Genomic DNA, 26,258 nt, shown 5'->3' with positions numbered 1-26,258 from the left:
AAAAAAGGGAAAAGAGCCAATAAAAGTGCAGATATCCCGCCAATAAGAGGTAAAAAACATTATTTTAGTGCAGATATAACAAGTTGTGCATCATTATAACCAACCGCTAACCAATGATAAAATTCTTTAGAAAAATTAGGCAAAACCTTCTCGCTGAAAACAAATTCAGTAAGTACCTGATTTATGCGATTGGAGAAATAATTCTTGTGGTAATTGGAATTTTGATTGCATTACAAATCAACAACTGGAATGAAAATAAAAAAGCAAGCAATTCTGAAAGAGCAATCTTAATTGGATTAAAAAGCGAATTTCAAAATAATCTTATAACAATTGACAGCACAATACAAGCAAATAAAAATGTAAGTCAAGCCTGCGCATTACTTACTCAAATTATCCGTTCTGATGAATTGGAGGAAAAAACAAAAATTGTCGACAGCCTTATTCTGCGAATGTTACTCGTTTCATCATTTGATGCAAATACTGGTGTTACAGATGAAATTTTAAATTCAGGAAAACTTGAACTTATAAAAAGTAAAATAATTCGTGATAGAATTACAGGGTGGACTGGAAAACTGAATGACATCGAAGAAGACGTTGAATTTAGGTTTGTAAATTATAATGAAAGTCTTATACCGTTTCTTACAGAATATTTTCCTCTATCAAACGGAGACATATATAAGAAAAACATTAATGGCTTAAATGAGAAATATATTAATAACTATAAATCCTATTCAAATTTTAAACCAGATTACAATGAAATCAATCTTATGAAAATGGAAAATGTAATTTGGCATCACAAACACAATAATGATTATGTTATTTCGCAAGATTATTCTATTAGAAAAGAAATTTTGAAAATTATTGATATAGTTAATAAAGAACTTGAGAAAAAATAACGAAATGCCAACAATGTATAACCGCAATTTGCTTTGCCAGATGCTATGCTCGGGTCGGCGGATTAAGTTTTGCTGAATAAAACTTTCAAGTCGAATAATTATATTAACCGTAAATGACCTATAACAATGACTTTTACAACTATTTAAAAAACCATAAGCGTATTGTGGATTTTGAATATAACTTGGTTATTGATTGGGCTGTCAGTTTATTGATGAATGGTCATAACAGTATAAGCCTAGCAATGATAGCTGGCTATAGCAAGCCTGTTGACAAAGAGCATATGCAAGACCTGGTGTCGCAAGCTTTAAAAGATTTAGGAATTAGCGAAACTGAAGTAAATGACCCTTACGATAGTTTGGTGCTCTATCATGTCACTAAAATTATCCAGAAGCAAAACATACGTAAACATCTCAAAAGTCTGTATCAAATCTCTATGAATAGTGACCTAACCGATTGCTTTGTGTTTTACAGATTGCACCATGCTTGGAAGGATCTGGAAGATGACTATGTTCAAAAACAATTGAATGGTGTTCAGTTTTATTATGAAGGTGCCACTCTTGATACTATAGAATCATTGGTGATTAAGGAAGCACAGCAGTGGATGGATGCTAATTATTAAAAACTGGCATTGATGCATACAAACAAACTCATTTAGCACCTAAAACTTTTTAACAACAAACCTTCAGTACCGCGATTTATTAGTATCATTGTAATACTAACATTGATAACAAAACACTCTAAAATGAAAAAAACACTTTTACTGGCGCTATTGTTTATGGGCGCTATGGCAACTGTGAATGCTCAAAAGATCAAATTTAAAAAAGGCGTGGTCACTGTAGATGATGTAGAATGTCTTAATTACGACAGCAGTGCCACCAATGTGGAATACAACACCCTAGACAATAGCAATACCTTTATACTCAAGTTCATCAGAACAGGCGTAGGACAAAACGGTGGCTTATATACAAAGGTAGTTTTTGTGGAACAGGACAAATCGTTCACATCAAAGTCTTATATTTTCAGTAAAAGTCTTTTGGTAAAGAAATTAATTGCTGATGAAGTCCTAAAAGACTGTAAGATTGATGAAAGTAAATTAGACAAGTTTATCTTGAAATATGATGAAGGCGTTGAAGAAACTTTGGTTAGGCATTAATATAAATTACAACACGGATAAACATCCGTGTTTTTTTATATCATCTTTAATAATTAATATATGGCGCAAATAAACCCTTACCTCCACTATAACGGCAATGCCGAGGAGGCGTTCAACTTTTATAAGTCCGTTTTTGGTGGCGAGTTCGCCAAGGTCGCTCGTTTTAAAGACATGGCCAATGAAGACAATCATCCCATAGATGAAAGCGAAGGCAACAAGATCATGTACATTGCCCTCCCCATCGGAAAGCATAATGTTCTTATGGCAAGTGATGTGCCTACTTTTATGGGCACCGTCAATGAAAATGAGAACCGTAGCAAGATCTCCATCAGTGCCGAGAGCAAAGAAGAGGCAGACCAATTGTTTAATGGATTGTCTAAAGGTGGCAAGGTTGAAATGCCTATTGGTGACAGCCCTTGGGGTTCTTATTTTGGGATGTTCCGTGACAAATATGGCATTGAGTGGATGATAGACTTTGACAAGAATCATAAAGGCCATCCATAACCATGCAGCTCTACACCCATTGCAATTCTTGTAAAAGCACCATTAAGATTGCTTCTAATGCTACTACCCGACCCGACTTACAAATGGAAAAGGGTGATGAGTTCACCGTCAATTGTCAAAACTGCGGTGCCATGCAAAAGAAACACGTCAATGATATCAAAGCCGAACCCAACAAAACGGTATTGTGGATAGGCGTTGCCGTTGCAATTGTAGCGACGGCGTTCTTATGGATGTTCTTTGGACTTATTGGCACCTTGGGTGTTGCGATTGCTCTTGGTGTATCTTACCAACAAATGAACGCTACCAGAGGATTTAATAAGTATATGATTCGTAGAAAATAAAAAACAACCGTCAAGTCCTGGACTCCGAACAACAGAAGGAGAATTACTGATGTTCGGATTAAGAATTCTTACAAGCTCTTTATGAAGCAGATCGTCGAAAATCTTTAAGCAGGCTTCCTTACGCTAATTAATTTGCAGTCGATGCTGCATCAACAAGCACTCATATTCATCTTCGGTAATTATCTTATCAAACAATTGTTTGCGCAACGCGTTGTACATCGCAATTTGAATGCTAGATAACTCGGTCATTTTTTCATAGATGGTCCTCGCCAGCCTTTGTTCTTTTTTGTCTTTACGAGCTGCGTTGTTGTAAAACGTGGTGACGACGATGCACTGATGACGTTTATCACGTACGCCCCATATAAAGCCTTCGTTCAGTTTTGCAACACTTCGCTTTGTACGCTCATCTATTGAAAATTGAGATTTTATAGGGTTATTGACCAACAGATGTTTCAAAATGTCTATGTTGCTTTTTAAAGAATTGCGGTGTATGCGTTGATTATAGCGGTCCAAAACATGCTGGGTGTATATGATGGTTTTAGTTTTTAGATCATCCCCTATTTGAATGAACTCCATTTTGGAGTCACCAATGGGTGTTGTATTGAACACGATGTCATAAGAACTGTTGTTATGAACAATAATATAAATCGTTGCTCCTTTATAAACTATGGACTCCATGGCATAAACGGGCTCTTTCCACTGACTGAAACTTTTCTGCCCTTTTTTCTTTTCTTCAACACTGTTTTTCAATTGTTGCAGAATAGGATGCAAGCGATTGCTGTCTTTAAGTTCCTTATACAATTTTAAACATAGATTGGAACGTTGATGACGTTTCATGTAGGTGGTAAAATCGTTGTTACACATGGTATCAGTAGATTAGGTACTACATATGTACGAAATTATTCGACTCGCTCCAAATAAAATAGTATATTTTTATCGTTTATAAGTGCTTTTATTCGATATATGGTTGAATATTGTAAGAATTAATCCTCTTTTTGCATTCAAATTACTTCAGATGCTCAACCTACAAAATTTGGAAATTCGCCACACATGTTGCATCTTTATAAAACTGATAACCCACACACCTTTGGACTCCGAACAACGCATTATAAAAAAACGAGCATTGCTCTCTACCTTAAGAGAGATAGACACCATACGTCGGCATGAGAATTTTATTGTCAAAAATCTATGGCGCGTTGTAGCTTTGGGAGCCATTCTCACGCTTGCTATCCCTGCACAGGGACTTGGTGGATTTGAATACAAAGGCACCAGCGTCCTCACCTTGATGGAGGCCACTTATTGGGAAGCCGCACTAATTATTGCCTCACTTTATACCATCTTTTGCTTTGTAGGTCACATCGGTTGGAAGATAGAAGACGGCTTGCGTTTAAGGGAGTTACATGCAAAAAAACAACGCTTGATGCGAGAGCTGGGAATTACAGTGGTTCATGGGGAGCCAGAAGAATTATAGTGTCACTAATGACTCATGTTTTCTCAATTACTAAAATGCGTTATCTTTAACACTTCAAACTCCGTAGTCCCAATTTCATGAGAAAGGCGCTTATTGCATTATTACGAAAACTCCGTGAGGTGTTAGTCCGCAGATTTCATCAGTATGATGTCAAGTTGCCCTATATCATCACTGTAGTAATCGCATTGATAGTGGTAGTAGGTGGCATCAACCTCTTCATTGAATTAACGGATACGCTCAAAAGCAAAGCCCTAGCTGATTACGATTTTCAAATTACAGAATATGTGATTTCCTATCGATCTCCCATGCTTACGGAATATTTAACTTTCGTAACGCATTTGGGTGATGTGTATGGTTATCTCATTGTTTTGGTGCTGTGCAGTTTTGTGTTTTTTAAAGCCCTCAACCGTTGGAAACTGATGATACAATCCATTGTGGTATTGGCATTGGCCAGCTTATCAAACGTCGTATTAAAGCGCTTTGTAGACCGCGCACGCCCAGATATAGAACATCTCGTGGTGGTTGAAACCTTAAGTTACCCTAGTGGACACGCGATGGCGGCCATGGCGTTCTACGGGTTTTTATCCTATTTGGTCTATCGTTTTGTTAAAAACAAATACTTAAAGACTGGTTTGATATTACTGTTTATGATTTTGATATTTAGCATTGGCATCAGTCGTATTTATTTGGGAGTTCACTTTCCGTCGGACATTGCTGGTGGTTATATTGCTGGGTTTATTTGGGTTATTTTCTGTATTTTGGTGTTTGACTTGATTGAAGTATTCCGCCGCGACCCTCGCACCTAATTTCTATAGTATTATTGATTCTTTTTGTATTTTTAGATTGATTATCTAAACACATATGTGATGCAACACAACGGTAGGTCTATGAGACCTTTTATAGGCAGTAAGAATTTTAATATTTCAAGAAGTTTTTATAGAGATTTAGGCTTTAAGGAAAATGTATTGGGCCCTGACTTTTCAGTCTTTCATAGTGGTAAGTTGTCTTTTTACCTTCAAGCGTATTATGTGAAAGATTGGGTAGATAATACGATGGTCTTTATGGAAGTTGAAGACGTGGAACAGTTTTATAAAGAATTAATCGCTCTTGATTTGCCTTCACAATATGGAAACGTGATAGTAAAGCCTATCGTTCACCTCGATTGGGGCAGTGAATGCTTTGTACACGACCCAAGTGGTGTGCTGTGGCATTTTGGGCAGTTTAATGATTAGACTTTAGACGTTAGACGTTAGACGTTAGACGTTAGACAAAACTATTCATTATTTAATCAACTCCTTTACCTCATCAAAGTTCAATCCACCGTAATTACCGGAACTCATCAGCAATAAGGCTTTGTTATCGAAGTTTTGCGAAAAGAGAAAATCTTTAAACGCTTCTGGATTAGTATAAATCATCAAATCATCACGTTCAAAGGCAGAGGCAATCTGTTCGTGGGTCACTTCTTCCAACTTCTTTATTTCAACAGCATGCGGTGAATAGAATACCACAGCTACATCTGCTGCATCCAAAGCTCCTTTGTATTCCTTTAAGAATTCGGCATTGAGACTGCTGTAGGTGTGCAGTTCCAAACAGGCTACCAAGGTACGATCACTGTACTGTTCTTTGACCGCCTTTGTAGTCGCTTCCACTTTACTTGGCGAATGCGCAAAATCTTTATAAGCCACACTTTTTCTACTTTCGGCTATCTTTTCGAGTCGTTTGCTGGCACCTTTAAACGTGGCAATGGCTTCGTAGAAATCATCTTCATCAATGCCCATATGCTGACAGATCCATTTGGCACCTGCTAAATTGTTCAGGTTATGCTTACCGAAGACTTCAATAGGCAATGGTCCTTCTGGCGTTTCCAAAAGCGTCTGGCCATCTTCCACCGCATAATCTGGTGTATGGTATGGCAGTTTGCGTATAGTATTTTCTGAAGCTTCCACGACCCTCACCACTTCTGGATCTTCAGCATTGTAAGTGATGCTTCCGCCTTTTACGATACTATCCACAAATATCTTGAATTGCTCAACATAATTATCATAGGTCGGAAACACATTAATATGGTCCCAAGCAATGCCGCTCAATAAGGCAATATTGGGTTGGTACAAGTGAAACTTCGGGCGTCTATCAATCGGCGAACTCAAATACTCATCACCTTCCAAGACCATAAAGTCATTCTCTTCAGTCAATTTCACCATTACATCAAAACCTTCCAGCTGTGCACCTACCATATAATCGACATCCTTATCGTGATAGTGCATTACGTGAAGAATCATAGAGGTAATGGTTGTTTTACCGTGACTGCCACCAATCACCACACGGGTTTTGTGTTTGGATTGTTCGTACAAAAACTCTGGATAGCTATAGATTTTAAGTCCTAGGCTTTGTGCTTTCACAAGTTCTGGATTGTCGGCCTTGGCGTGCATACCAAGTACTACCGCGTCCAGCATTGTATGGATTTTCTCTGGAAACCATCCGTAAGGTTCTGGCAATAAGCCTTTGGCTTTCAATCGTGATTTTGAAGGTTCGAAGATTTCATCATCACTTCCTGTAACTCTATATCCTTTATTGTGAAGTGCCAAAGCGAGGTTGTGCATTGCACTGCCTCCTATCGCTATAAAATGTACATTCATACTCCTGTTTTGTAGTCTTCAAATATAGGATTTTGCTTTGGAAGTTTGAAGGGCAAACCCACAGGAATTTGAAAACAAAGCGCAGCAAAGGTTATAATTTCAATATGGCAGTTTTCTCTTCCTTAAACGGTTTGATATCTGGAAGCTCCGCAATGGCAATGTCAATATATTTCAACGCCTCCGATTTGTTGCGTTTGTGTTTATAGATTTGGGCCAATCTATAATAAGCCCAAGCTTTTGGCACGCCATCTGCAGCCGAATAGTTTTTGACATAGGTGTGCAAACATTGTTCGCCTTTAGCAAGTTCCACATTGTATTCAGCAGCTACTTTGCCTATTTGATAGTGAAGCGCATTGCGTTTGTGCACATCATGATTGGCTTGAATGTTGGCAATGGCTTTTTCGGGTTGCTTTTGCTTCTCATAGAAGTTAGTCAACTTTTCATAACAGGTCATTGAGCCACCTTCGGTGATGGCCATTTTATAGTATTTCTCTGCCAGTTCTGGTTCGTCATCATATTCGTAGATATAGCCTTTCGCCAAATAACCATCTACTTTAGAAAGCTTCTCGAGTTCATTGGCATAAGTCAACGCTTTATCGACACTACCACCCACAATGCCAGGTAATTGTATATAAAGTTCCACAAGTGCCCAACGCGCGTCAATGTGCTTGGGGTCGAGGTTTGCAGCCGTATGAAAAGCGTCTTTGATATCGCCAATCATCCCTACCGCTTTTAGCTTGCTTACTTTTAACGCTTTCATCCCCAAAGCACCACCATATTTGTAATGGTAATTGGCTGATTTGGGATTGGCGTCTACCAAACGTTTGTATTGTGTGATGGCATCGTCCCACTTCTGTTGCTGACCGTACGCATCTCCTAAAAGCTCAATCCCTTTTAAATCATTCGGATTGTTTTTAACATAAGATTCCATTGTGGTTTGTGCCTTTGCGAATTGCTTTTGCTCAAGCATTCGTTCAACATCTGACAATTCAGACTGTCCCAAAAGCATCAGAGGCACTAGCAAAAAAAATAACAATACTTTCATATAAGTAGGTACGAAAAAAGGACCAAGAATGGTTTATTTGATTTAACTTTAAGGAATCAAATATAAAACCTTTAATGACAAAAACCTTGCCTTCACTCATTGAAAACCCAGGTTCGCTCATTCTCTTTGTGAAAACTAAAGATTGGCATTTATATTGCAGAGAACTGATGAAACGAACATCAACAAACACTGTCAAACAATGAAATATTTCTTATCCACCCTAATGATTATATTATTTGCACACACTTCACAAGCTCAATCCAAAGATTACAATGACCTATGGGAAAAAGTCGAAAAGTTAGAAAATGATGGTTTGCCAAAGTCAGCATTGGACATTGTCAATCAAATAGCCGTTCAAGCCAAGAAGGATAAGAATGCGCCACAGCAAATAAAGACGCTCATTTATCAAAGCAAATATGCGATGACACTTGAAGAGGAAGCGCAATTAAAAGTGATGGATGATTTCAAAAAGGCTATTGCCAGCAGTGAAGCCCCTACTACCAATGTGCTGGAGAATATGCTGGCTACGATGTATTGGCAGTATTTTCAACAGAACCGATGGAAGTTTTACAATCGCACCAACACGGCTTCGAAAGTGGATGCAACCGACTTTCAGACTTGGGATTTGCAGACCTTGTTTGATGAAATACAGCTCTATTTTCAGAAGTCGTTAGCAAGCGAAACACTGTTGCAACAAACAAAATTAGAAAGCTACAGTGCCATTCTTACGGAACAAAAGGGCTCAAAAACTTTTAGGCCAACGCTTTATGACCTGTTGGCACACAACGCCCTGGAGTTTTATGAATCGGATGAAAACAGCATTACCAAGCCAGCTTATAAATTTATTATCGACAACGCTGATTATTTGTCTGATGCTAAGGCTTTCACTAAGTTAAGCATCACTTCTCAAGATTCTACCTCATTACAATTGAATGCGCTCAAATTGTATCAAAAGCTGATTGCCTTTCATTTAAAAGAGAATAATACCGATGCTTTGGTAGATGTGGATATCGACCGATTGAAGTTCGTCAGAACAAATACCACAGTCACTAACAAAGATGAAGTCTATCTTCAAACCTTAAAAAATTCAAGTAATCAATACAAGGACAATGCCGTATCAGGATTGTATGATTTTGAGATAGCATCTTTATACTTCGAACAAGGCGAAACGTATCAACCTAAAACCAATGAAGAACATCGTTGGAAAATAAAAGAAGCCTTGGAGTTTTGCAATGCAGTGATTGCTAAATTCCCCAAAAGCCTTGGCGCACAAAAATGTGAGGTTTTAAAGCAGGAAATACTTCAACCGTCCTTGCTCATTTTGTCTGAAAACCGTCTTCCGATACAGCAAAATGCGTTGATGGACGTGACCTATAAAAATCTGGAGCAGCTACAGTTCAAAATATACGCCTTCTCCAGAAGTCAATCAGATAAGTTCAAACAGATATATCGCAAGGAAGAACAATGGGCTTTCATCAGTAAGTTGACTGCTACCAAACAATTTCAAAGTACACTCAAAAACGAGTCGGATTATCAAGATCATTCCATAGAAGTTGTTATTCCTAAATTATCAAACGGAACGTACCTCATCGTGGCTTCCAAGCCTAATAGTGATTCCAATTTCTTTGCTCACAGAACCATTCAGGTGACGAATATTGCTTTGGTGAACACTTCTGAAAACACCAAAGAAATATTTCAAGTCATTGATAGAAATAACGGCAAACCACTTTCTGGGGCAACCGTCAAACTATCTTATAAAAATAAATACAACGGTCCCGTTACGAATGAAACCAAAACTACAGACAGTAATGGGCAATTCACTATTACCAAGAATACCAATCGTCTGATTGATTTGGATATGGAGATTCATCACAATGATGATGTGGCTTATGTTGAAGACTATTATGTGACCCAATATTACAAGAACAACCAAGAGAAACCTGTTCAGCACAATGCCTTTTTGTTCACGGACAGAAGCATTTACCGACCTGGTCAAGTGGTGTATTTTAAAGGTATTGCGATGAGCACAGAAAATGGGAAATCGCAGGTAACGCCCAACTTGGATAGCAAAGTGGTACTATACAATGTCAATCGTGAAGTCATTAAGGAATTGAAAGTGAAGACCAATGAATTTGGTTCTGTGGCTGGTGAATTTATTTTACCAAGTGATGGATTAACGGGACAATTTACCATTGAGTTTTTTGCTGGTGTAACTGCTGCCACATATTTTTCGGTGGAAGAATACAAACGTCCGAAATTTGAAACCAAGTTTGAACCTATTACCGAAACATTCAAAGTCAATGATTCCATTACCGTTAAAGGAACAGCGCTCGCCTACGCTGGCAGCAATATAACGGATGCAAAAGTAGTGTATCGTGTGAGTAGACAAGTGCAATATCCTTCGTGGTATTATTGGAGACGCCCTTGGTATAACAGTGAACCGCAAGAAATCGCCTATGGTGAAGGTGTTACCAATGAAAAAGGTGAGTTCGAAATCATCTTTAAAGCCATTCCAGATGAAAGTGTGGATCAAAATAACCTGCCTGTATTTCAATATGAAGTCACAGCAGACGTTACGGATATCAATGGTGAAACCAGAAGCGCCACAACCATTGTCAACGTTGGTTATCATACCTTGTTGGCAACCATCAACGTTGCCGAGCAACTGGATAAAACCAAAAAAGACCATAAACTCTCCATTGATACACGTAATCTTAATGGTGAATTTGTTCCAGCCACTGGCAGCATTAAAATTTACAAACTCAAAGCGCCTCAAGCAGTCTTGAGGCCTCGACCTTGGGCAGCACCAGACTTTAGGTCGATGACCAAAGAGGAGTTCAAGGTAATGTTTCCGCACGAAGCTTATGATGATGAGCATAACCCAAACACTTGGGAGAAAGGCACGTTGGTACTCGATACCACGTTTGACACCTCCAAGTCAAAAGAATTGGAATTGGGCAACATCAAAAAGTGGGAATCGGGTCGCTATGTGATTGTGTTGGAAAGCAAGGATAAATTCGGTCAAGAGATTAAAGAAGAGGCGATTACAACCTTATTTGACGATGATGACAAAACACTTGCTGACCAACAATTGTTTAGTGTGACGACTGATAAAAACGCATACAGTATCGGTGAAAACGTGTTGCTGACCTTTGGTTCTTCCGCAGAAGATATGACGGTAACGGTTGATGTTGAAAAAGACCACAGCATTGTCAAAACCTTTATTATCCCGTTGAGCAATAATAAAAAGACCATTGCCATTCCTGTTGCCAAGGAAGACTTGGGTGGTTTTTCCGTGCATTACAGTTATGCCGCATTCAATAGCTTTGATTCGGGAACGGTTAATATTAGTGTTCCTTATCCAAAAACAGATTTGCAAATTGAAACTGTCACCTTTAGAGATAAATTGCAACCAGGTGCAGAAGAAACTTGGAGCTTCAAAATCAAAGGTCCGAAGGGCGACAAAGTCAGCGCTGAACTCTTGGCAAGTATGTATGATAAATCATTGGATCAGTTCACACCACACGATTGGAGTTTTTCGCCTCTTGTGCAACCGATTTACAATTCGTACTCTAGACGCAATGCAGGCCGAAGCTTTGGCATCAACAGTTTCAGTATCTACTTTGACAATTCTGATTACAAAGGCTATCCATCACAATATTATGATGAATTGAATTGGTTTGGGTTTTATTTTGGGTATGATGGTTTACTTTATGAAACCAGGCGTGCTTATGCACCAAGTGGAGTTCAAGTAAAAGCTGATGCTGTGATGATGGTGGAAGAAGCAGAGTTAGATGCAGGTTATGAAGATTTCAGAACAGAAAGCAAAAAAGCATTGGTTTTTAATTCAAGAACTGAACAAAGTGGAGGAAATATCACGGCTGAAATAATTAAAAAAGAAGAAAAAGAATCTTTCGACAACATTGCCGTCCGTAAAAACCTCAACGAAACGTCATTTTTCTTTCCACAATTGCAAACTGATGCAGAAGGTAATGTCAGTTTTAGTTTTACAACACCTGAAGCATTGACGTCTTGGAAATTGCAACTCTTGGCACACACCAAGAACTTGGAAAGCGCCACAACCTCAATGGAAATGGTTACCCAAAAAGAACTGATGGTCATCCCAAATGCACCTCGATTCTTACGTCACGGCGACCAAATTACCATCAGCACAAAGATTTCAAATCTTACCGATAACGCATTATCTGGTTCTGCTACGTTGATTTTGACGGATGCGTTTACAGGTGATGATATTTCGGCGACGCTTATCAAGTCGAGCGCAGTCGAGACCTTTTCTGTTGATGCTAAAGGCAACACTCAAGTGTCTTGGAACCTCAACATTCCAGAGAATGTCAATGCCGTGCAATACAAAGTGGTGGCAAAGGCTGGCGACTTCAGTGATGGTGAGCAAAACGCTTTGCCAGTGTTAAGCAATCGAATGTTGGTAACAGAGACCTTGCCTATGTGGATACGTAGCAACGAAACCAAAACCTTCACTTTGGACAAGTTGAAAACCAACAATTCATCCACCTTAAAGAACCACAAACTGACGTTGGAAATAACGTCTAATCCTGCTTGGTATGCCGTTCAAGCCTTGCCATATTTGATGGAATATCCATACGATTGCAACGAGCAAACCTTTTCTCGTTATTATGCGAATGCATTGGCAAGTCATATTGCGAATAGCAATCCGAGGATTCAAGAAGTTTTCAATCAGTGGCGAAATACAGATGCCTTGCTTTCAAATCTTGAAAAGAACGAAGAGCTGAAAAACATCCTTATACAAGAAACACCTTGGCTTCGTGATGCACAAAGTGAAACGGAACAGAAAAAACGCATCGCGCTGCTATTCGACTTAAATAAAATGAACAACGAATTGGCTTCGGCAAAGCGTAAACTTCAAAACAATCAGATGAACAATGGTGCGTGGCCTTGGTTTGAAGGCGGTCCATCGAATCGTTATATTACGCAACACATCATTACTGGTTTTGGACATTTAAAGCATTTGAATGTAGATTCGAAAGACGCTTCACCTATGATTCAAAACGCCATCAACTATCTTGATGCTGAATTCGTTAAGGAATACAAAGACCTGAAGAAATATAACAAAGATGTCGACCTGTCTAAAGACCATTTGAGTTATACGCAGTTGCATTATTTGTATATGCGCAGTTTCTTCCCGGAGATTGCCAAAAGCAAAGAGGTACAAACGATTGTTGATTATTACCAAACGCAAATCCAGAAATACTGGTTGAGCCGTTCGCTGTACGCCAAAGGTTTAATGGCACTGGTTTCACACAGAGCAAAAGACAAGTCTACTTCTGATAAAATTCTGAAGTCGCTAAAAGAGACCAGCATCACCAATGAAGAATTAGGTATGTACTGGAAAGACAATAAGGCTTCTTGGTTCTGGTATCAAGCGCCTATTGAAACGCAAGCGCTGATGATTGAAGCTTTTGGCGAAATTCAAAACGACACCAAAACCATTGACAACTTGAAAGTATGGTTATTGAAACACAAGCAAACCAACAGTTGGAGCACCACAAAATCAACCACAGAAGCTGTGTATGCTTTGTTATTGCAAGGTAGTGATTGGTTAAGTGTCACGGATGCCGTGGAAATATTGGTGGGTGGTGAAACGATTGAACCGCGCCAACTTGAAAACGTCAAGGTCGAAGCTGGCACAGGCTATTTTAAAACTGCATGGAATGGCAGCGAAGTCAAACCTGAAATGTCAACAGTGCAAATGACCAAGAAAGGTGAAGGCATTGCTTGGGGCGCGTTGTATTGGCAGTATTTTGAAGATTTGGATAAGATTACCACTGCAGAAACGCCATTGAGTCTGAAGAAAAAGTTATTCTTAAAAACCAATACTGATCGTGGTGAGCAAATTTCTGAAATCACTTCAAGTACGAAACTCAATGTAGGCGATTTGGTTCGTGTTCGTATCGAGTTAAGAAGCAATAGAGATATGGAGTTTTTACATATGAAAGATATGCGTGCTGCGGGCTTTGAGCCGGTGAACGTGCTATCGCAATACAAATACCAAGATGGTTTGGGTTATTATGAAAGCACCAAAGATGCTGCCACTAATTTCTTTTTCGACTACTTACCAAAAGGCACTTACGTTTTTGAATATGATGTGCGTGTCAACAATGCCGGAAATATGAGCAATGGCATCACCACCATTCAAAGTATGTATGCTCCAGAATTCAGTAGTCATAGTGAAGGTGTGAGGGTTTCTGTAGATAGTGGTCAGTGATCAGTAATCAGTTGGCAGAAATCAGTAATTCATACTGGTAAATTCAAAAATAAAAGACCTGTAGGTATTTGAGCTTACAGGTCTTTTTTAATTTTAAAGTAGTAATATGTTCAACTCGGTTAACGAGTCTCACTTTCTCAAACGTCTAACGTTCTCATCCGTCTAACTAATCTATTTGGGTGTGGTGGGTCTTACCTCGATTTTGCTAGGCAAGGTTCTTTCATTCATTTTTAATAAATCGACTACCAATTGTCCTATATCTTCTATCTGGATCTTCCAGGCATCGCTATCATCGGGTTCGTTGCCGTTGAAATGTGTCGCTACTGACCCTGGCATAATCGTACTTACCTTGATACCATACTTTCTTAAATCAAGCATCACAGCTTGGGTAAAACCTGTCACTCCAAATTTACTCGCATTATAAGCAGATCCATTGGCAAAAAAGTTAGTACCTGCCAAACTGGAGATCGTGATGTAATAACCCTTCGATTTTTTTAAGGCGTCCACGCTGGCTTTGATGGAATAAAACGCTCCTGTAAGATTGGTGTCGATGGTTTCTTGCCACTGCTCTGCCGTTAAGTCTTCAATAGATGCAAAATGCCCCAAACCTGCATTGGCAATGACAATATCAAGTTGGCCAAACTGTTCCACCACTTGTTTAACCGCCTGTTGTTGACTTTCAAAGTCGCGCACATCGGCTTGAATACCGTAGGCCTTTACATCGCTGGTAGTTTCTTTGTCCAAACGTTGCGATGCCTCCAGGGCACGGTCTTCATCTCGACTGGTTATAACGACTTTAACGCCTTCATTCATCAGGCTTAAAGCTATACCATATCCTATACCCTTACTACCACCTGTAATTAGGGCTACTTTATCTTTTAATTCTTTCATTTTGTGTTGATTTTAGCCATTGACTGCGTGCCATTGGCGATTTCTAATTGAATTCACCCTAAAATTACGATATACATTGCACACCCATTAACGCAAAAGGGTTAAACTTTTCATAAGAAAGAGATGATGGCTGATGATTTACAGTTTACAGTTGACGGTTTACAGTTAAATCACTTAGAGAACACACGACCTAACGAACTCCGTCTACTAAATACTAATGACTGATCACTATACACTGCCAACTGAACACTGAATATTGAACACCGCTTACTTCACTTCGGGTGGATATTGAGCCAATACTTTGGTGACGATTTTTTGAAATTGTGCTTCGCGTGCTTCGGGGGTGGCTTTTGGACTGTAGCCACTTGCACTTACGGCTTGCCAAAAGAGGCCTGTTTTACTATCATCTACAAAATCAAAAATAATCTCGCGGTTGATGTCTGGTTGCCCTACTGGAATACCGATGGAGATGCCACCTCCTACATTACCGCCGCCGCCACCTACGCCAACGCCAACGTTATTTCTCTGAACGTCTTGGAATTCTTGACTTTGAATGTTCACCAGAAAATCCGGGGTGTCAGAGAGGGTAAACCCTTTGGCTTGCATGGCGGTATCAAAGGCCGTCAATAAACGCTTGGTATCGAGCTCGCTCAAGCCTGTGTTAAGCGGCGAATAGTAGTTGTAAGTCTTGTAGGTACTGAAGTTGGTGGTTTTGTCATAATCGTAGTCCACACGTACGGGTGCGCAGGCAGACAGTACCAAAAACAGGATGAGTAGATAAGGTAACTTTTTCATAATTTTTTATTTTAAAGATAGGGAAAATTGGGGAACCCTAGAAAGATCTTAACAGTCATCACTTATACCTTGCGAGGGGACAGCTTTGGTTATTGAGGGGCTAGGTGTTTCTATAAAGTGATTGCTTATAGCATAAAAGCTTCTACATCATGATGCCAAGCATTACAGCGTTAGATTCGAACGTGCGGCGGTTGTGCACAAGACATTGCCCAATTCTCAAGGGACGTTAACCTTTGCTTTCAAGCATTCCTATAATAATACCAAGCATAGACAAATTACTTGCGATACATTGGGTATTTACTGAACGGTGTTAGGATGTGCAACAACTGTTTAATAATACATATTGTATGTGTATTCATATACCTTGATGCTGTTTTAAGGTGCAAGAATCATCTGTCAGTATTCATCAAACGTGTCTTTGAATTAATCAAAGGTGTATCGATATCTCATTAGAGGTTTAAGGATATACAACCATCATGTAGGTTTGTGCAAAAGAGGTTTACCAAAGTACATTGCATATCTAGGGATGTGCATTCGAGGGGTACGGAATTACAGTGGTACAGTCATTTTACAACTGCAAATATTAATACCATGAATTGTGAATGTGAAGTAGTTCTTGATACATGCATCCAATAGTATTCCATCTGTAATAATGAGACTGCCCGAAGTATTATATTGATTACGTGAGATGCTGAAAGAAGTTCAGCATGACAGCAAATCTTAAACTATCATCATCCTGAAAACTAGTCTACAACTTCCTAACAATCCTCGTAAAGCGTATGCCATGCATAGCCTGATAAAAGCCGCTGCTGAACCCAAAGACGGCTTTAGTATAGGCTTTGACATCGGCTGCAAGCGAAAGCATGCCCGTGACAGGTGCGTAAAAAACCTTATTTCGGTTGACGCGCGCCAACTTTAACTCGGCATTGGCAGTATCTACAGCCGCATTATAGGCAAGCAACTCCTCTAGCCTAGTCTCAAGTGCCTCAATGGTCAAATCGGCTTCGTTGGATGCATAGCCTTCCAGACTCTTTAAGACTCCCAGGAAGCCTTGGAAATGAAAATATCTGTTGCCATACGAACGCTGGCAAGCACTGATGGCTTTTTGTGAACTGTTTGGGTCGATGGCTTTGGCACGCCGCCCCTCTAGCTTGCGTTTATAAAACCGAGCATCTTCGAGCATTGCCGTGCTGGCCCCTAGCGCTTGCATCAAACCCATAAGCCGCGTGGTGAGTGGCTCAAGAGCCAAAAATGCCAACTGGCGTTCCCCTGCTACATTCTTAAATGCCCCGACCTTGGCAGTTACCATTTCTAGGGCTGCCTTGGCATCTTCAAAAAAATTCTCGAGAGCGTTAAGCGTAAGCCTAATGGCAGCTGGATTATACGGAGCGCCATAGTTGCGAACAAAACTAATTTGCAGACCGAAATTGTCAAGGTTTACGGCGTGGCCTGTTTCCTGATAGACACGTTTCTTTTTAGACATGGGACTTTGGGTATTAGTAGGTTAAAGATTTTAAATGTGAATGTAGGAAATAAAATGATAGGTTGTTATGTACAATTAATTTAAAATATTATAATTATATAACAGTTAAATATTTAAATGTAATTTAACAAGGCTTTAACATGGTATCTTTGAGGTATGAATATGAACATTCCTCTTTCTCATACCGGTTTTAAGTTTGCTGTTTTGGCACTCGCATTGTTGGCGGGGTTTACCCTTATCAGTTCGGTGCTTTTTATTGAGGGCATACAGCTATCGAGCATACTGTATGGATTGATGACGCTTACGGTCATCATCATGGCCATGGTAGGGCTGGTGGCATCGATTCGCGGACTTAAAGACACCAATACCTTTCAAAAAATAGTTGGTCTGTTTCTTAACCTCGGCTTTCTGGCTCTTGTGGGCTCGCTTATGCTTGCGAATGTTACCGATTTGATCTCGGTTTTTGGGGCATAAAACGACCTCTTATTCTATTTTTTCTGAACACAAAACACTTGCTAGAGCCATGCCACACATTTACTTGAAAATGATGTAGGCCCTGCACTTTTTACAAAGCTTATTGGGCCATGCACGGCCAGAAACCACCATGATCTATACCCATGTAACAAGAAAAGATTAGGTAGTGATAAGAAGCAATTAGACCAGGCGATAGAGAAATTAAAAAAAATTGATAATGAGGCACAAAAGGTGCATATATCCGGTGAAATTATGGGGTAAATGTGTATATTTATTCCACATATAACAAGTTAGCAACAAGCAAATCATACAACATCAATTTGAACACGAAAAATCGTTAGGGATATTGTTAAAATTTAAGACGCGTATATTTGGAAGTAAAGATATATATACCGCATCCAGCTCTACAAGAATATGTCTTGAACATATCTACTGTAAACGTCTTACTTCCTGAAGGAATTAAAGATGTGGTGACACCTTATCCTCCTACGCCTTTTCAATCACTGATGTTTTATTGTAATCATGCCGTATCTATTGGAAGGGTAGAAAAAGGCGATTTTCGTAAACAACCACTTACGGTATTGGTAGGTCCACAATTTTCACGTGTGAATATAAAAGTGCATCGTCAATTATCGGCCATACGCGTTGATTTTCTTCCGGGTGGTATGTATCGAATGTTGGGCATTCCCATGCACGAACTGTTCGATGGTGGATTTGATGCCCTTGACTTCTTTGGTAGAGAAATGAAGTCTATCAACGAACAACTACAAAACACACCCAGCCTGGAAGAGGGAAAAAACATTGTAGAAAAATTCCTTTTAAATGAGGTTAAAAACCTTAAAGGAATTTTACCTATTGATTCCGCTTTGGGTATGCTGTTAAGCTATCATGGAACGATGACTATCGAAAAAACGGCCTCGTTTTCCTGTTTAAGCTTAAAACAATTTGAAAGAAAATGCAAAGAACGGATTGGGATGAATCCAAAGCTCTTTGCACGCATTCTGAAATTTTCAAAAGCCTACAGATTGCACGAATCTTGTCCGCAACTTAACTGGACACAAGTAGCATATGACGCAGGTTACTTTGACCACATGCATATGATAAGGGATTTCAAAACCTTTGCAGGAGCAAATCCTTCCGTTATTGAACAGCAATTGCTTTCAACGCCTTTGCGTATGCAAAAAGACCTGAACTATTAAGTTGTCGATTTTTTACTATGCCAACGATAGGTGTGCCACATATCTTTGCTAAAAAAAATCATGACAACACATTCTAAACATCACATTAAGCACCGCAGTATTCGCATCATTGTAGGAGTGCTTTTGCTTTGCAATATTGCTTTTGCACAAGACACGTTAAAGTCCACCAACGAGTCTTTCCCACTCGAAGAATTAAAGGACTATACCCAAACATTCTATTACAGTCAGGGTTATGAAGAAAGAGCCATAAGCATTGCGATGTTTATGGAGGACGCAGGCACTTATTTTCAAAAAGAGATAGGATTTACACCCAAAACGACACTGTACATACTAGCTCCCAAACACTGGAAAGAATTTGCTGCCAAACCTCTCCGTGAGGTGTATGGATTTCCACATAATGCAACAAGCGGGCAATTGGTCATTGCAGCTGAAGACAATGACTTTTGGCGCAGTTTCTTACCGCCTGTTGACAGCCTTCATCCTTCAATAGCCGCAGATGTCACAACAGCATATGGCAAACTAGATGGTTCGTTCAGCATGATGCCCTTCTTTGATTTGCTTGCCCTTCACGAAATGGGACATTCCTATACATCGCAAGCGGGTCTGAACATGCATCGCTATTGGATGGGCGAATTGTTTGTGAACATAATGTTGCATACCTATATAGCCGAAAAACAACCTGAACTTTTGCCTGCTCTAGAGACGTTTCCAAATATGGTAATCGGAATGGGTAAGGCAGAGTTTAAATTCACAAGTCTAGAAGACTTTGAGGAGTTGTATCCAACTTTGGGAATGGGACCTAAAAATTACGGGTGGTACCAATGCATGCTACATTCAGCCGCAAAAGATATTTATCATAGTGGAGGGGAAATAGTATTGAAAAAACTTTGGAATGCTTTAGAAAAGCATCAGGAAGAGATGACCGATGAAGAATTTATTGATATGTTATATAAAGAAGTTCATCCATCTGTGGCAAATGTTTATTTAAATTGGAATAAAACTTAATAATAAAATACCAGTTGCTAACACCGCGTATAAACCATTGCTTGGTCATCGCTTATCTGGAAAATCCTATCGGATTTGCCAGCGGAGTTTTGTACTTTTAATGGTTCGTGCCGAGACACGACACAGCTCATATACATAAACGTTGTACGCAATTTTGAAATAATCAACAAGTTTGTAATTCTATTGCTTGGATTGTGATTTACAATAGTTCATTATCAACAAATTATATCGACACGTAACCATAAAAAAAAGCAGACAAAGATGTCTGCTTTTTTTTATATGCCAAATGATAAGTGTCATTTGGTCTTTTATAACTAACCAACCATTACAAAGATGCGATAATCTAAACTGGTTCGTCTTACACAATTTTCATTAGTTGTTATATAACTTGCATGTTTATTTATAAAATTGCAAAATCATAATGAAATTGTACAGTCTTTAGTATTATTCTTTCATGACCCTAAAGGTTGCTGCTTGATTACCGTTAATAATCTTTAGGATATACATACCGGACTGAAGTTGTTTGGTGTCTAAATCAGTACGTGCAGCTATTGGGTGAGATATCATCACCAATTGACCTAACATATTGTAGAGTTCTATTCTTTCTGTAATACTGTTAGCTTCTATGACCAATTTATCCTTGACCGGATTTGGATAGATAGATATGTTTTCGAGATTCGCTTCAGGCACGGAAAGTGTGGCATCTTCCACAAGGAGCTCGAACAATGTGTTGTTGCCGAGTCTTGGTTCTCCGATAGACCATACCTGAACATAATATGTGGTATTTGCAGTGATAGGGATATCTTGCAGTGACATCGCACCACAAGCATCAGTTACTTGGTTGAGGCTAGTGCAATCTCCTTGCCACAACTGTAGGTAATATCCACCATCTACTGATATATCTACGGAAGTAACATCTCCAGAATAGAACGCAAACCAAACATCCTGACGGTCTATAGCATCGTTACAACTTGGCGTTTGAGTAGATGCTGTACTATAATTTGTATAGGCATTGATGGGTGTACCGAACATGAGAGCCACAGCATCATTACATTCATCATTGCTGGGTATAATGCCACATGCCAATGCTACTTCTGGAATACTAGTGCAGCCAGGAGCATTGTTTTCGATTCGATAATTTGAATTATTAACGTTTTCGCTATAATAAGAGGCTATAGATGTACAAAATGGTGCAATGTTGCAAACATTCAAATTAGGATTGTTTCTAATAGACAATAGTGGGTAGTACAGAGGATCGAAATTCAGGCCTTCGAATGCAGAAATATCATTTAAAATTGGATTATTTTCAATATAAATCTGTATTGGCATATTACCTGTAAGACCATTCAAAGTTTGTAATACTTCATTATCTGTAATATAAATTTCTTCTGTGTAAATATTCTCCAAACCGACTAAATTCGTCAATGAATCATTATTATCAATGACTATATAATAGCCGAATTCACTATGCACCATATTTTGAAGTGCACTGATATCATTTAATAGTGGATTGTCTATGAGCATCAAACTCTCAAAATTGGTATCTAGTTCAACCACATTTTCCAATCCAGTGAGATTGGTCAATAATGGGTTGCTTTCTATTAATATATCAGAGGAAATTGATGTAATAGAAGACAGCGGTGATAAATCTGTAATGTCAGCACCAGTGATATAAAGACCATTTGAAAGTGCTGTGCAATCTGGATACATGGTGGCAAAAGCATCAACCTGTGCCTGTGAATTTAAGACTAATGGTCCTTCGGGACATGTGCCGCATGAAGCAGAAACTTCTGCTAGGCTATTACAGCCCGGAGCGTTGTTAGATACGGTAATCGCATCAATTGATGCCAAAGAACAGACCAATGCATTACTGCAAACGAACAATTGGGAATTGTTAGTAATCTCGGCTGTGAGAGCATTGTTCCATTGTGCCGTTTCAAGCATTGTAATATCAGAAAGCATATCGTTTTCAGTAATGTACAATAATGGAGATTGAAATCCGGTAACAAAATTTAAATTCTCATTTAGGCCATTTAGACTCGTTAGCGCATCATTGTTTTCTAAATAAAGAGTTACAAACTCTGTGATACTGTCAGCGCCTGCCAATGATGTTAGAGAAGACATATCCCTTATGACAAAAACGAGTGGTACATTGGCTAAATAATTATCTAAAAACTGAAGATTTTGCAGCATAGGATTATTGTCAATAACTAAAAATGCGTCTTCGTTATCCAAGCCTGTGATAGTTAGATCTTCTAATCCAACTATGTTTGTTAACGATGTCTGGTTGATTAACAGACTACCCACCGAATTTAACATAGATAAGGATGACACATCTACTATATCACTGCCCTGTATAATAACAAAACCTTGGATAGCCGTACAGTTTGGGTAAGTATTACTAAAATTATCAATATCCGATTGACTGAACAACAAAAGATTCCCTTCAGGGCATTGTGAGAATCCTAGAAAGGGCAGTAAAAATAAAGAGCAGTAAAAGTATAAGTGTTTCATTCCAAAAGGTTTTTTTTAAAGATATAAAATAAATAAGTAATTAAACATATAAGCTGGTCACATAAAACCCTTTAAAAAAAAACATAAAATTTGATGACATTGCACAGATCTTGTGTTTTGATTTACCGTCAATCCAAAATCATTTATCTTTGAACAGTATCAAATTTAAATTTGAAAAGTACTCATAGATGCCCGAAATTATAGACTTAAGTCAAGAAATATACGAAGGGATGCCTGTATATAAAGATCTTCCCCAAGTGAAGATGTCGGTTCATAATTCGCATGAGGAATGGGAAGGCGTTAAACATCCCGATAAACGAACTCCAGCTGTGCATAAACTAGAACTTGGGGAGCATACAGGTACACATGTAGATGCCATTAACCATATGGCGAAACAGTATGAAGGACAGTCGATAGACACGATGCCTTTATCTATGTTTTATACGGAAGGTATTTGTTTAGACTTCTCGCATAAAGAGCTAAAGGAATTGATAGAGCCTTTTGAGATTGAGAAAGCTTGCACAAAAGATCATCTTGAGATTAAGAAAGGTGATACAGTATTGATTTATACGGATCATTTTCGAAAGTATTTTAATAGTGATGATTGGGGGAACGGACCCGGTATTTCTGTAGCTACCGCTCGATGGCTAGGTGAACAGGGCGTATCAGCTTTTGGGGTTGAAACCATGTCGCCCGGAGTGCCCGGTGTGTCCAATAAGGAAGTGCATCATATTTGTGGAGAACTGAATTTTACACATTACGAAAATATGGTTAATCTTCATTTGTTGATTGGACGAGGACGCTTTCGGTTTATTGGACTTCCTTTAAAAATAAGAGGTGGCACAGGCTCTCCTGTTAGAGCAGTAGCGGTGTTTGAGGATTAAGAATTTTATACTTCATTTTTAGCAAAACACTCACTTCCAATCAGATATACATTTCACTAAATTTAAGTACCATCGCTTCATCGAAAACCCATTGAGATATTTTCCAAACACCAGTGTTTTCTTTATTTTAGCGTCTAAACCCAATTTTTAAATACTTAACCTATGAAAAAACTGATGACGGCAGCGTCTTTAGTAGCATTGACACTCTTTTCGTGCTCTGACGACCCTGTAACCCAAAACGATCCGACAAGCAACAATCCTGTTGAAACGCCCACATCCAATACTCTTTATAGAGGTGTGTTTACAAACACCGAAGGCACTAAACGAGGCTCTATTGAAATGACGGTAAATGACACTGATGGTATGGCAACTGCCGTATTGACTTTAAAATCAGGTGCAACTATCGAATTGAGAAGTACGGCGGCCCTATATGGCAGTAATGACCCTATACTTTTTAATAGTACAGGTTCTTCTGATGTCTCATGGATGTTGATTACTGACAGCGATGGCAACAATCCTATCGTAACAGATGTAAGATTTAATAATGAAGATGCGGATGTGCTGATGGCACGTTCTACAGCAGCAGCTCCCGCAACTCCTGTCACTGGAAGTTACAACTGTGATAATTGCGGCAGTATAGGTGTCGGGTTTCCGAACACCAACCTGACATGGAATGTGATGACCATTGGCGAAGGCGATCAACAAAACATCATGACCCAAGTGGCATATGGAGGTCGTGTTTATACAGCTTCTACAGGCTCTCAAAGCAACTGCACTGCGGGCGCTTTAAAAACCGACTGTGACGTTGATGGCACATTTAGCATTTTAGGATATGATGTGACATGGAGTGGCACTCACACCTATGGTGTTTATGCAGATTGCTCTGAAATATCAGGAACTTGGGCAGCACCAAATTACGGCTCGGCTCCTGGTGCTCAAGGTAGTTTTGTAAGCGATAGCGATTGTAATTTAAATGTGGTGGATGTTGATGGTAATGTCTACACTTATGTCACAATCGATGGGATGTCGTGGTTAAGTTCTAATCTTAATGTATCGCACTATCGAAATGGCGACCCTATACCTCATGTACAAGATGCAGCAGCATGGGCCAGTTTAACTACTGGTGCGTGGCGCTATTACAACAATGACCCTAGCAATGAAGCTACCTACGGTAAGCTTTATAACTGGTATGCCGCAAATGACCCAAGAGGTTTAGCACCAGAAGGATGGCATATACCAACTGTTGAAGAACTGTCTGATACAGCACAGTTTTTAGGAGGTGCAACTGTAGCGGGCGGTAAACTAAAAAGCACGACGGGCTGGAATGCTCCTAATACTGGTGCGACCAACGAGTTTGGCTATTCAGCCCTGCCGGGAGGTTTAGTGAACAATAATGGCGCGTCAAGTGGCATTGGCAACAATGGAGTCTGGTGGACTTCTTCAGCAACGGTTTCCAACCCTCAAAATGCCTTTAAATTTACGATGTATTACAATCAAGCGTCAGCAGACCCCGGAGTACAAAATAAAAAGTCAGGATTGAGCATTCGTTGTGTGAGAGATTAATTGTTTCCTTTAATGAAATCCAAGACCCTTCGTTTTTGCGGAGGGTTTTTTTTATTAAAAACGCAATGTCAAGATTCTCAAATAATAAATTTCTATCTTTGCATTATTTGATTTTAATAACAGATTGTGGAATCGGTATCGGTAAAAGCGTTTTATCAGGAAGTTTTTGGGAAACCCTGTAATGACCTTTCGCAGTTTTTAGAGCAACAGAACGGTCAAAATATTGGGCACTTTAATGTGTTTGATATTGAAAAACTTAAAAATTACTGTAGTAAAGGCAGTATGCCTTATAATAGGAGGAGCTATTACAAAATCAGTCTCATCATCGGTGAAAACCGTGTGGAATATGCAGATAAGGTGATTGACATTAAGGATTCGGCTATTTTGTTTGCCACTCCGAAGATTCCGTATCGGTATGTCCCTTTGAGCGAGCAGCAAACTGGGCATTTTTGTGTCTTCACTCCTGAATTTTTATTGAAATCAAAAACAGGATTCAACATAGACAAGCTACCAGTTTTTCAACCGCAAAGCAACTTTATTTATCAGTTGGCACCTAATCAAGTCGATATCTATAAGCACATTTTTAAGAAGATGCACGAGGAAATGAGCTCCGATTATCCATTTAAATATGACCTACTTCGCAACCAAGTGATGGAACTGATTCTGCAAGGGCAAAAACTGGAGCCGATGGCATATGATAATACTAACCAGAATGCTTCCACACGCATTTTCACCTTATTCATCGAACTGCTGGAGCGACAATTCCCCATAGAATCTACCACGCAAAGTCTACAATTAAAAACCGCCAAGGATTTTGCCAATACGTTGCGCGTTCACGTGAACCACCTCAACAAAGTCTTAAAAGAATCCACTGGAAAAACCACTACGGAAATTATTGCCAGTCGTGTAACCCAAGAAGCCAAGGTGCTTTTACGTCAAACTTCTTGGAATATTTCGGAAATTGCATATAGTCTTGGATTTGATGAAGTTTCCAACTTTTCAAACTTCTTCAAGAAAAACACAGATATCTCCCCAATGGCATTCAGAGAATGATTATTTGAATTTAATAAACATCGGTTTGAAATTCATAACTCGAATCACAACCTATTGCTGAACTTTGTACCATCATTAATTTTAAAAC

22 protein-coding genes are annotated in these 26,258 nt (G+C 39.1%); 15 read left to right on the top strand and 7 right to left on the bottom strand.

Annotated features, from left to right (window positions below; genetic code table 11):
- The first annotated feature begins 113 nt into the window (after positions 1 to 113).
- The 5 genes from M0G43_RS15165 to M0G43_RS15145 all read left to right on the top strand — a co-directional run bounded on the left by M0G43_RS15165 (position 114) and on the right by M0G43_RS15145 (position 2,895).
- Positions 114 to 896, top strand: a complete 783-nt coding sequence (locus M0G43_RS15165; protein WP_248027905.1) for a DUF6090 family protein — start codon at positions 114 to 116, stop codon at positions 894 to 896.
- A gap of 113 nt (positions 897 to 1,009) precedes the next feature.
- Positions 1,010 to 1,516 carry a hypothetical protein gene (locus tag M0G43_RS15160; protein ID WP_248027904.1) on the top strand — a complete coding sequence of 169 codons (507 nt, stop codon included), beginning with the start codon at positions 1,010 to 1,012 and terminating at the stop codon, positions 1,514 to 1,516.
- 123 nt (positions 1,517 to 1,639) lie between these two features.
- A complete protein-coding gene (locus M0G43_RS15155; protein ID WP_248027902.1) occupies positions 1,640 to 2,050 on the top strand; it encodes a hypothetical protein in 411 nt (136 codons plus the stop codon).
- A gap of 60 nt (positions 2,051 to 2,110) precedes the next feature.
- Positions 2,111 to 2,554 carry a VOC family protein gene (locus M0G43_RS15150; RefSeq protein ID WP_248027900.1) on the top strand — a complete coding sequence of 148 codons (444 nt, stop codon included), beginning with the start codon at positions 2,111 to 2,113 and terminating at the stop codon, positions 2,552 to 2,554.
- 2 nt (positions 2,555 to 2,556) lie between these two features.
- Positions 2,557 to 2,895 (top strand): hypothetical protein, encoded by a 339-nt coding sequence (locus tag M0G43_RS15145; RefSeq protein ID WP_248027898.1) that lies wholly within the window; start codon positions 2,557 to 2,559, stop codon positions 2,893 to 2,895.
- 123 nt (positions 2,896 to 3,018) lie between these two features.
- Here the strand turns inward: M0G43_RS15145 and M0G43_RS15140 are convergent, their stop codons facing one another.
- Complete coding sequence (locus tag M0G43_RS15140; protein WP_248027897.1) at positions 3,019 to 3,732, bottom strand: hypothetical protein; 714 nt, start codon at positions 3,730 to 3,732, stop codon at positions 3,019 to 3,021.
- A gap of 178 nt (positions 3,733 to 3,910) precedes the next feature.
- Between M0G43_RS15140 and M0G43_RS15135 the strand changes: the two genes are divergently transcribed.
- From M0G43_RS15135 to M0G43_RS15125, 3 genes are all read left to right on the top strand, one after another.
- Positions 3,911 to 4,366 carry a hypothetical protein gene (locus M0G43_RS15135; protein WP_248027895.1) on the top strand — a complete coding sequence of 152 codons (456 nt, stop codon included), beginning with the start codon at positions 3,911 to 3,913 and terminating at the stop codon, positions 4,364 to 4,366.
- 77 nt (positions 4,367 to 4,443) lie between these two features.
- Positions 4,444 to 5,172, top strand: a complete 729-nt coding sequence (locus M0G43_RS15130; RefSeq protein ID WP_248027893.1) for a phosphatase PAP2 family protein — start codon at positions 4,444 to 4,446, stop codon at positions 5,170 to 5,172.
- Positions 5,173 to 5,253: 81 nt separating this feature from the next.
- Positions 5,254 to 5,598: a glyoxalase gene (locus M0G43_RS15125; RefSeq protein WP_317231462.1), complete on the top strand. Its 345-nt coding sequence runs from the start codon at positions 5,254 to 5,256 to the stop codon at positions 5,596 to 5,598.
- Positions 5,599 to 5,646: 48 nt separating this feature from the next.
- Here the strand turns inward: M0G43_RS15125 and M0G43_RS15120 are convergent, their stop codons facing one another.
- Together M0G43_RS15120 and M0G43_RS15115 are read right to left on the bottom strand one after the other, a co-directional pair.
- Positions 5,647 to 7,002, bottom strand: a complete 1,356-nt coding sequence (locus M0G43_RS15120) for a UDP-N-acetylmuramate--L-alanine ligase (RefSeq protein ID WP_248027889.1) — start codon at positions 7,000 to 7,002, stop codon at positions 5,647 to 5,649.
- A gap of 91 nt (positions 7,003 to 7,093) precedes the next feature.
- Positions 7,094 to 8,047, bottom strand: coding sequence for a tetratricopeptide repeat protein (locus M0G43_RS15115; protein ID WP_248027887.1), 954 nt, complete (start codon positions 8,045 to 8,047; stop codon positions 7,094 to 7,096).
- 199 nt (positions 8,048 to 8,246) lie between these two features.
- Between M0G43_RS15115 and M0G43_RS15110 the strand changes: the two genes are divergently transcribed.
- Positions 8,247 to 14,309 (top strand): alpha-2-macroglobulin family protein, encoded by a 6,063-nt coding sequence (locus tag M0G43_RS15110; RefSeq protein WP_248027884.1) that lies wholly within the window; start codon positions 8,247 to 8,249, stop codon positions 14,307 to 14,309.
- A 171-nt stretch (positions 14,310 to 14,480) separates the two neighbouring features.
- On the opposite strand, the gene M0G43_RS15105 is transcribed toward M0G43_RS15110, so the two are convergent.
- From M0G43_RS15105 to M0G43_RS15095, 3 genes are all read right to left on the bottom strand, one after another.
- Positions 14,481 to 15,200 carry an SDR family oxidoreductase gene (locus M0G43_RS15105; RefSeq protein ID WP_248027882.1) on the bottom strand — a complete coding sequence of 240 codons (720 nt, stop codon included), beginning with the start codon at positions 15,198 to 15,200 and terminating at the stop codon, positions 14,481 to 14,483.
- A gap of 267 nt (positions 15,201 to 15,467) precedes the next feature.
- Positions 15,468 to 15,995, bottom strand: coding sequence for a DUF4136 domain-containing protein (locus M0G43_RS15100; protein WP_248027880.1), 528 nt, complete (start codon positions 15,993 to 15,995; stop codon positions 15,468 to 15,470).
- Between the two features lie 748 nt (positions 15,996 to 16,743).
- Complete coding sequence (locus M0G43_RS15095; protein WP_248027878.1) at positions 16,744 to 17,478, bottom strand: hypothetical protein; 735 nt, start codon at positions 17,476 to 17,478, stop codon at positions 16,744 to 16,746.
- Between the two features lie 156 nt (positions 17,479 to 17,634).
- On the opposite strand from M0G43_RS15095, the gene M0G43_RS15090 reads away from it, so the two are divergent.
- The 3 genes from M0G43_RS15090 to M0G43_RS15080 all read left to right on the top strand — a co-directional run bounded on the left by M0G43_RS15090 (position 17,635) and on the right by M0G43_RS15080 (position 20,156).
- A complete protein-coding gene (locus M0G43_RS15090) occupies positions 17,635 to 17,952 on the top strand; it encodes a hypothetical protein (protein WP_248027876.1) in 318 nt (105 codons plus the stop codon).
- Positions 17,953 to 18,323: 371 nt separating this feature from the next.
- Positions 18,324 to 19,151, top strand: coding sequence for a helix-turn-helix domain-containing protein (locus M0G43_RS15085; protein ID WP_248027874.1), 828 nt, complete (start codon positions 18,324 to 18,326; stop codon positions 19,149 to 19,151).
- 60 nt (positions 19,152 to 19,211) lie between these two features.
- Positions 19,212 to 20,156, top strand: a complete 945-nt coding sequence (locus M0G43_RS15080; protein WP_248027872.1) for a hypothetical protein — start codon at positions 19,212 to 19,214, stop codon at positions 20,154 to 20,156.
- Positions 20,157 to 20,600: 444 nt separating this feature from the next.
- Here the strand turns inward: M0G43_RS15080 and M0G43_RS15075 are convergent, their stop codons facing one another.
- Positions 20,601 to 22,670, bottom strand: a complete 2,070-nt coding sequence (locus M0G43_RS15075; protein ID WP_248027870.1) for a T9SS type A sorting domain-containing protein — start codon at positions 22,668 to 22,670, stop codon at positions 20,601 to 20,603.
- A 188-nt stretch (positions 22,671 to 22,858) separates the two neighbouring features.
- Here M0G43_RS15075 and M0G43_RS15070 point away from each other — a divergent pair, with 188 nt between their 5' ends.
- The 3 genes from M0G43_RS15070 to M0G43_RS15835 all read left to right on the top strand — a co-directional run bounded on the left by M0G43_RS15070 (position 22,859) and on the right by M0G43_RS15835 (position 26,170).
- Entirely contained in the window at positions 22,859 to 23,554 is a 696-nt protein-coding gene (locus tag M0G43_RS15070) for a cyclase family protein (protein ID WP_248027868.1), read from the top strand.
- A gap of 162 nt (positions 23,555 to 23,716) precedes the next feature.
- Positions 23,717 to 25,117, top strand: a complete 1,401-nt coding sequence (locus M0G43_RS15065) for a fibrobacter succinogenes major paralogous domain-containing protein (protein WP_248027866.1) — start codon at positions 23,717 to 23,719, stop codon at positions 25,115 to 25,117.
- 126 nt (positions 25,118 to 25,243) lie between these two features.
- A complete protein-coding gene (locus M0G43_RS15835) occupies positions 25,244 to 26,170 on the top strand; it encodes a helix-turn-helix domain-containing protein (RefSeq protein ID WP_248027865.1) in 927 nt (308 codons plus the stop codon).
- Positions 26,171 to 26,258 lie beyond the last annotated feature (88 nt).

The organism is Subsaxibacter sp. CAU 1640, assembly GCF_023156585.1.
In the GTDB taxonomy this organism is placed as follows: Bacteria; Bacteroidota; Bacteroidia; order Flavobacteriales; family Flavobacteriaceae; genus JBPOFM01.
Note: the sequence above shows the minus strand (reverse complement) of the source record. Positions and strands in the feature narration are given on the sequence as shown.

Coding starts and splice junctions, on each gene's coding strand:
- M0G43_RS15090 (WP_248027876.1), top strand. CDS start 17,635: ATGAATATGAACATTCCTCTTTCTCATACCGGTTTTAAGTTTGCTGTT.
- M0G43_RS15130 (WP_248027893.1), top strand. CDS start 4,444: ATGAGAAAGGCGCTTATTGCATTATTACGAAAACTCCGTGAGGTGTTA.
- M0G43_RS15080 (WP_248027872.1), top strand. CDS start 19,212: ATGACAACACATTCTAAACATCACATTAAGCACCGCAGTATTCGCATC.
- M0G43_RS15065 (WP_248027866.1), top strand. CDS start 23,717: ATGAAAAAACTGATGACGGCAGCGTCTTTAGTAGCATTGACACTCTTT.
- M0G43_RS15105 (WP_248027882.1), bottom strand. CDS start 15,200: ATGAAAGAATTAAAAGATAAAGTAGCCCTAATTACAGGTGGTAGTAAG.
- M0G43_RS15140 (WP_248027897.1), bottom strand. CDS start 3,732: ATGAAACGTCATCAACGTTCCAATCTATGTTTAAAATTGTATAAGGAA.
- M0G43_RS15160 (WP_248027904.1), top strand. CDS start 1,010: ATGACCTATAACAATGACTTTTACAACTATTTAAAAAACCATAAGCGT.
- M0G43_RS15110 (WP_248027884.1), top strand. CDS start 8,247: ATGAAATATTTCTTATCCACCCTAATGATTATATTATTTGCACACACT.
- M0G43_RS15145 (WP_248027898.1), top strand. CDS start 2,557: ATGCAGCTCTACACCCATTGCAATTCTTGTAAAAGCACCATTAAGATT.
- M0G43_RS15095 (WP_248027878.1), bottom strand. CDS start 17,478: ATGTCTAAAAAGAAACGTGTCTATCAGGAAACAGGCCACGCCGTAAAC.
- M0G43_RS15120 (WP_248027889.1), bottom strand. CDS start 7,002: ATGAATGTACATTTTATAGCGATAGGAGGCAGTGCAATGCACAACCTC.
- M0G43_RS15075 (WP_248027870.1), bottom strand. CDS start 22,670: ATGAAACACTTATACTTTTACTGCTCTTTATTTTTACTGCCCTTTCTA.
- M0G43_RS15115 (WP_248027887.1), bottom strand. CDS start 8,047: ATGAAAGTATTGTTATTTTTTTTGCTAGTGCCTCTGATGCTTTTGGGA.
- M0G43_RS15100 (WP_248027880.1), bottom strand. CDS start 15,995: ATGAAAAAGTTACCTTATCTACTCATCCTGTTTTTGGTACTGTCTGCC.
- M0G43_RS15155 (WP_248027902.1), top strand. CDS start 1,640: ATGAAAAAAACACTTTTACTGGCGCTATTGTTTATGGGCGCTATGGCA.
- M0G43_RS15150 (WP_248027900.1), top strand. CDS start 2,111: ATGGCGCAAATAAACCCTTACCTCCACTATAACGGCAATGCCGAGGAG.
- M0G43_RS15135 (WP_248027895.1), top strand. CDS start 3,911: ATGCTCAACCTACAAAATTTGGAAATTCGCCACACATGTTGCATCTTT.
- M0G43_RS15165 (WP_248027905.1), top strand. CDS start 114: ATGATAAAATTCTTTAGAAAAATTAGGCAAAACCTTCTCGCTGAAAAC.
- M0G43_RS15070 (WP_248027868.1), top strand. CDS start 22,859: ATGCCCGAAATTATAGACTTAAGTCAAGAAATATACGAAGGGATGCCT.
- M0G43_RS15125 (WP_317231462.1), top strand. CDS start 5,254: ATGAGACCTTTTATAGGCAGTAAGAATTTTAATATTTCAAGAAGTTTT.